The sequence below is a fragment of the Actinomadura logoneensis genome (assembly GCF_003428695.1).
GTDB classification, from domain to species: domain Bacteria; phylum Actinomycetota; class Actinomycetes; order Streptosporangiales; family Streptosporangiaceae; genus Spirillospora; species Spirillospora logoneensis.
Genome location: NZ_QURH01000259.1, coordinates 21,848 through 28,140, shown reverse-complemented (window position 1 = coordinate 28,140; position 6,293 = coordinate 21,848). Strand labels below are relative to the sequence as shown.

Annotated in this window: 9 protein-coding genes; all 9 read left to right on the top strand. The window is 73.4% G+C overall.

Features of this window, described 5'->3' with window-relative positions; all coding sequences use genetic code 11:
- Positions 1-624: hypothetical protein (locus DZF91_RS39825; protein ID WP_117358174.1), on the top strand; the 624-nt coding region annotated here is incomplete at its 5' end.
- A gap of 103 nt (positions 625-727) precedes the next feature.
- Positions 728-928 (top strand): hypothetical protein, encoded by a 201-nt coding sequence (locus DZF91_RS15480; protein WP_117358173.1) that lies wholly within the window; start codon positions 728-730, stop codon positions 926-928.
- 293 nt (positions 929-1,221) lie between these two features.
- On the top strand, positions 1,222-2,571 hold the full coding sequence (locus DZF91_RS15475) for an SPFH domain-containing protein (RefSeq protein WP_117358172.1): 1,350 nt from the start codon (positions 1,222-1,224) through the stop codon (positions 2,569-2,571).
- 165 nt (positions 2,572-2,736) lie between these two features.
- Positions 2,737-3,111, top strand: coding sequence for a hypothetical protein (locus DZF91_RS15470; protein WP_117358171.1), 375 nt, complete (start codon positions 2,737-2,739; stop codon positions 3,109-3,111).
- A 60-nt stretch (positions 3,112-3,171) separates the two neighbouring features.
- Entirely contained in the window at positions 3,172-3,855 is a 684-nt protein-coding gene (locus tag DZF91_RS15465; RefSeq protein ID WP_117358170.1) for an NUDIX hydrolase, read from the top strand.
- Between the two features lie 101 nt (positions 3,856-3,956).
- The gene (locus DZF91_RS15460) at positions 3,957-4,934 is read left to right on the top strand and encodes a GNAT family N-acetyltransferase (RefSeq protein WP_328589177.1); all 978 of its coding nucleotides are present in this window, start codon (positions 3,957-3,959) and stop codon (positions 4,932-4,934) included.
- A 32-nt stretch (positions 4,935-4,966) separates the two neighbouring features.
- A complete protein-coding gene (locus tag DZF91_RS41160) occupies positions 4,967-5,131 on the top strand; it encodes a hypothetical protein (RefSeq protein WP_199486657.1) in 165 nt (54 codons plus the stop codon).
- Between the two features lie 146 nt (positions 5,132-5,277).
- Positions 5,278-5,826 (top strand): peroxiredoxin family protein, encoded by a 549-nt coding sequence (locus DZF91_RS15455; protein WP_117358169.1) that lies wholly within the window; start codon positions 5,278-5,280, stop codon positions 5,824-5,826.
- The gene (locus tag DZF91_RS42065; protein ID WP_235834313.1) at positions 5,823-6,266 is read left to right on the top strand and encodes a hypothetical protein; all 444 of its coding nucleotides are present in this window, start codon (positions 5,823-5,825) and stop codon (positions 6,264-6,266) included. Before DZF91_RS15455 ends, DZF91_RS42065 begins: the two co-directional genes overlap by 4 nt.
- Positions 6,267-6,293 lie beyond the last annotated feature (27 nt).

Genomic DNA, 6,293 nt, shown 5'->3' with positions numbered 1-6,293 from the left:
GGCGGGGGCTCGCGCGGCGGCGGCGGGCGGGCCGCGCTCGCGCTGACCGGCTACAGCTCCGACCAGCTCAAGCAGGCCCTGCTCGCCGACGTCCCCGGTTACCGGCGCGCGGGCGAGCCGGACGCGGGCGAGTACGGGTCGCTGAAGGGCATCCAGAACTTCGGGCAGCTCCAGCGGCAGGTCAGCCTGGACAAGCCGCGCTGCGCCGACGCCGCCGGGTCGCGGCCCGCGGTGGACAAGGCCGCGCCCGCCGCGCTCACCAGCTTCAACCGCGGCGACGGCCAGGTCGTCACCGAGACCCTGATGGGCATGCCGGACGAGGCGGCGCAGCGGCAGCTCGACCTGCGCGTCCCGTCCGGGTGCCTGGTCTTCAGGACCCGCGTCGGGACGCAGACCGCCGAGCACCGCGTCAGCGAGTTCCCCGGCGGGACGATCGGGAAGGGCTCGCGGACGGTCGGCGTCAGCACCGTCAGCGGCGCGTCCCACACGCGGGCCTGGTACGTGGTGCTGCGCGGACGCCACTGCGTCGCCACGGTCAGCCTCTTCGGCCCGAACGCCACCCGCGCGGAGGTCGAGCAGATCGCCCGCCAGGCGTACGAGCGCAGCGAGCACTATCTCCCGTGACCGCCCGCCGGATACCGTGCAGGCGTGCGCCGATCGGTCGCACGGCACGACGGCGGAATGCGGTGGACGACGGCGCGGGACGCGCGGACCGGGGGAGCGGCACGTGATCGGCAGGGAGGGACGCGTCATCGGCCGGATCGGGCCCCGTCTCATCGGCGAGGTGATGATCCCGGTCCGGGGCGGGACGGAGGCGTTCTACGCCCACCCGGTCGACCCGAAGGAGGAGATCGGCGTCGGCGAGATCGTGGTCGTCGTCGAGTACCACCCCCCGCGCACGGTCTACGTCGCCCGCGCCCTGGTCTGACCCGAGCCTCCTCGTCTGACGCGAACCCTCTCGTCTGACCCGAGCCTCCTCATCTGGCGTGAATCCGCTCGTCCGTCGCGAACCTTTCGTCTGGTGCGAACCCCCCTTGAAGTGCGCGGTCGTCCCCTTCCGGGGCTCCGGCCGGATCCGGACGTCCGGGGAGGTCGTCCCCGCCGGGGCGGAACCGAACGGGGCGGCATACCGTCTAGTGATCAGCGGTGCCGGAAACCGGACGAACAGGCTCCCCGGCGGTGCCGTTGTCCCGGCCCGGGCCGGGCCGGTTGGAGGGGCGGATGCCAGTGGTCATCATCGCGATCGCGATCGTCGCGGCCGTCATAGTGCTCATCGTCCTGTTCAAGATGATCTGGCGGGTGGCCGAGCCGAACGAGGCGCTGATCATCTCCGGGCTCGGCGCGCGGTCCAAGCCGGTCAACGGGCTGGACAGCCTCGGCTTCAAGGTCGTCACGGGCAAGGGCACCATGGTGATGCCCGGCTTCCAGGTGGCCCGCAAGCTCCGGCTGGACATCCACAGCACCACGCTCGAGGTCCACTGCGTGACGCAGCAGGGCATCCCGGTGCAGGTCAAGGGCGTGGTCATCTACAAGGTCGGGGACGATCTGGTCTCGATCGCCAACGCGTCCCGGCGCTTCCTGGACCAGCAGAAGTCGATGGACGGCGCGATCCACGAGCTGTTCACCGGCCACCTCCGCTCCATCATCGGCGGCCTCACCGTCGAGGACCTGATCCTCAACCGCGAGCGCCTGACCAGCGAGACCCGGCTGAGCGCCGCCGACGAGATGAGCAAGCTCGGCCTGGTCGTGGACTCGCTGCAGATCCAGGAGATCGAGGACTCCACCGGGTACATCACCAACCTGGGCCGCCCGCACGCCGCCGCCGTCGCGTCCGCCGCCCGCATCGCCGAGGCCGAGCGCGACCGCGAGGCCACCGAGCGCGAGCAGGAGGCGGCCCGGCAGAACGCGGCCGTCATCCGCGACACCGAGATCAAGAAGGCCGAGTACCAGGGCCAGGTGCAGCAGGCCGAGCAGCAGGCGAAGCAGGAGGTCATCGAGAAGGAGACCCGCAACGCCGAGCTGGAGGCCGAACGCACCGAGAAGCTGCTGGAAAGCCAGATCCGCAAGCCCGCCGACGCGCGCGCGTACGAGCGGGTGAAGCTGGCCGAGGCCGAGCGCGAGGAGCGCGTCGCGCACGCCCAGGCGGCGGCGACCGAGACGCAGCTCAAGGCGCAGCGCGAGGCGGAGGCCACCCGCATCCTCGGTGAGGCGCAGGCCGAGGCGATCCGCAACAAGGGCCTCGCCGAGGCGGACGCCATCAAGGCCCGCGCGCAGGCGCTGTCGGAGAACACCGAGGCGGTCATCGCCCAGCAGCTCGCCGAGCGCTGGCCGGAGATCGTCGAGGCGGGCGCGGGCGTCTTCGGCAACGTGGACAACATGGTCGTGCTGAACGGCGCGGAGGGCATCGAGGAGATGCTCGCCAAGGCGCTCACGCTGGGCGGCGCGGGCCTCGGGCTCGCCCGGAACCTGCTCGCGGGCGGGAACGCGGCGCCGTCCGCGAACGGCAAGCCGCAGCAGCCGGTGAACGGCACGGCCCCGGCCGTGGCCGCCGGCGACGCTCCCGAAGCCTGACCCTCTCTGCTCCACCCGGGGCCCGGACGCCCGTGCGACGCGTCCGGGCCCCGGCCCTTTCCGGGCCCCGGCCCTTTCCGGGCCGCGTCCGGCAGCCGCACCCCTCGCGGTTCCGCCCGGAAGGGGACACTCTCCCGACCGCTCCGTTCTTCCGAGGTGAGGTTCTTGGGTCGTCTCCGCATCCGTTCGCTGAAGGTCGGCGAGGACGCGTACCGGTGGTCGGCCGGGCACGTGCACGGGCCGGACGGCGCGGACTGCCGCGAGGTCGTCCGGATCGCCCGCACCGGGCACCGCGGCCGCGGCCTCCAGGTCACGTTCCGCCCCGGACGCGGCCTGCTCGTCAACGACGGCTACCCGATGCACGACGGCCTGGTGTGGCGGGCGGCGGACGACGCGCCCCTGAACCTGCACCTGCCGTCCGTCGTCCGGGCCGTCCTGGACGCGGCGGTCGAGCGCGGCTGGGACACCCGCTCCGACCTGGACCTGGACGGCTGGGAACTGCTCGACGCCGTCGTGGCGCGGCTGCCGTCCGCGCCGTGACCGCCGTCCCTGAGGGCGACAAGGTCACACGGGCCGCGTGACCCGGATAACGTTCGTGGCATGCCCGTGCCCCGGCTCGCCGTCACCGTCGATCTCGTCGTCCTCACCGTCCGGGAGCAGCGGCTGAGCGCGCTGGTGTGGCGGCGCGACCGGGACCCCTACGACGGCGCGTGGTCGCTGCCCGGCGGGTTCATCCAGCTCGACGAGGACCTGCCGGTCGCCGCGTCCCGGCTGATGGCCGAGCGTGCCGGCCTCGCCGACGTCCGCATCCACCTGGAGCAGCTCGCCACCTACGGCTACCCGGACCGCGACCCGCGCCAGCGCGTCGTCAGCGTCGCCTACCTCGGCCTCGCGCCCGACCTGCCCGCCTCCAGCCGCGCGCAGGTGCTCTGGCAGCCGGTGGACGACCTGGTGCACCGCGACCCGGCCGCGTTCGACCACCGCCGCATCCTGCTGGACGGCGTGGAGCGCGCCCGCGCGAAGCTGGAGTACACCTCGCTCGCCGCCGCGTTCGCGCCGCCCGAGTTCACCGTCGCCGAGCTGCGCCGCGTCTACGAGATCGTGTGGGGGACGCCGCTCGACCCGCGCAACTTCCACCGTAAGGTCACCGGCGCGGACCGCTTCCTCATCCCGACGGGCCGCACCACGACCCGCGACGGCGGCCGTCCGGCCCAGCTCTACACGCGCGGCGACGCCGAGCAGCTCCGTCCGCCGATGCTGCGCCCGCGCCCCTGCCAGGACTGAACCTCCCCGCCCGCACGCGGGGGAGAGGACCCGGTGGCGCGGAGGCCGGACGGCGGAAAACCGGCTGACCCGGACGGGTGCGCGCGGCCACGATGGGGCGCATGCTGGCTGATCACTTCCCTCTGCTGTCACTGCGCGTCCGGACGCCCCGCCTGGAGCTGCGGCTGCCGACCGACGAGCAACTGGCGTCCCTGGCGGAGCTGGCCGCGGCGGGCGTCCACGACCCGTCCGTGATGCCGTTCGTGAACCCCTGGACGGACGCGCCGCCCGCCGTCGTCGCCCGCCATGTCGTGCTGCACCACTGGCGGCTGCTCGGCGGCTGGAAGCCGGACGACTGGTCCCTCGGCCTGGTCGTGCTGCGCGACGGCGCGGTCGTCGGGACGCAGGGGCTCGACGCGACGCGGTTCGCGGTCAAGCGCGAGGTGACCACCTGGTCGTGGCTGGGCCGCGCGCACCACGGGCAGGGGATCGGCAGCGAGATGCGCGCCGCCGTCCTGCACCTGGCGTTCGCCGGGCTGGGCGCGCTGGACGCCGTCTCCAGCGCCCACGGCGACAACGAGGCGTCCCTGCGCGTCTCGCTGAAGCTCGGCTACCGGCCGGACGGCGTCGAGCGGCACGTCGTCCGGGCGTGCGCGTGGAGGGCAACCGGATGCGCCTGCGCCACGACGAGTGGATCCCGCCGGTGCCCGTGGAGGTGGACGGCCTGGAGCCGTGCCTCCCGCTGTTCGGACTCCCGTCCCAGACGCCCTGACGGCGCGGAGGCCGAGAGGTGCCCGGCCGAGAGGTGCCCGGCCGAGGGGTGCCGAATCGAAGATCACCGAACGTCGCGTCCCGGCGGCGTTCCGCTGGATCCGGGTCCGGCGGCGTCCGGGCAAACCAGCAAACTTGATCATCTTGGCCGGGGCGTTCGGCATGACCTCACAAAGCGGCGGCAAGCGACGATCTCGGGGCTTGCGGAATTCGCGGCGGCGACGCTTACTTTGAAGTGCCCCGAAAGCCCGGGAGTTTTCCGGGAAAGGACGGCGCCGACCGCAGAAACTCGCGAGCGGACGGTTAGCGCCCGTTTACTTTCCCGCTGATTCCCGGGCGACGTTGTGAAAAGGAGAGTGTCATGAGCCGTCTCGTCGACCGCGTCCTGGACCGCCTCGTCCCCAAGGAGACCGCCTCCGCCTGCAGCGGCACCTACTTCTGCAACGCGGCCGGCCACCCCGGCTACTGGTTCCGGTTCTGCTGCCCGCAGACCGGCTGCGAGTGGACCTACAAGGGCAGCTGCTGACCTCTCCGTGAGCGAGGCATGACCCTGGCGTGATGGAGGCCGGGCGGAGCGCCGCACCGCGTTCCGCCCGGCGTCCGCCGCCGCCCCCCGGGCTGCGGCGTGAAACGGATCGTGTATTTATCAACCTCTTTTCCGAGGAACTGACAATGCCTTATGTGGTGGCCGCGGTCGTCCTCTTCGGCGTCCTTTCCGTGTTGAATATGATGCTCACCTTCGGCATTCTCCGCCGGATGCGGGCGGACGCCGCCGCGGGAGCCCGGACGGCCCCGGGCGCGAACGACCTGTTCACCCTCAAACCCGGTGCGGAAGTCCCCGAGTTCAGCGCGACGACCACCGCCGGCGAGCCGGTCTCGCGCGGGTCGGCGGCCGGAGTGGTCGCCTTCTTCTCGGCGAACTGCGAGGGCTGCCACGACCTCCTCCCGAGCTTCCTCGACCGCGCCGCGTCCCTCGGCCGGGAGAACGTCCTGGCCGTCTTCGGCGGCGACGAGCCCGAGACGGTCGCCGCGCTGGAGCGGGTCGCGCGTGTCGTCCAGGCCGACCGGGCGGGCGGCGTGGTCGCCCGCGCCTTCCGGAACGAGTGGACCCCCGCGCTGTACCTGCTCGGCGCGGACGGCCGGATCGCCGGCACCGGCGCCCGCATGGACGAGCTCCCCCTGCACACCCTCCCCGTCCCGGCGGCCGGAAACGGGCGATGACCGGACCGGACGACCAGGACACGCGGCGGTTCGGCGCGCGGGCGATGCGGACGTCGGCCGCCGAGGCGGTCGCCCTGCTCGGCCGGGCCGCGCCCGTCGAGGTGCCGGTCTTCCTGGCCGTGACGGTCGCCGCGTCCGTCGCGCCGATCGTGACGGCCTGGCTGACCAAGCTGGTGATCGACCGGCTGACCCAGGGGAGCGAGCCGGTCGGCGGCCTCGCGCTCGGCCTGGCCGCGGCCGGACTCGCCGTGGCCGCGCTGCCCGCCGCCGCCCGCTTCACCCGCAACCAGATCGGCCGCGCCGCGAGCCTGGAGGGGACGGACCGGCTGTTCAGATCGGCCGCGCCGCGAGCCTGGAGGGGACGGACCGGCTGTTCGCCGCCGCCGAGCGCCAGGTCGGCCTGCGCGCCTTCGAGGACCCCGCCTACCAGGACCGGCTGAGGCTCGCGCAGGACGGCGTCCGGCGCG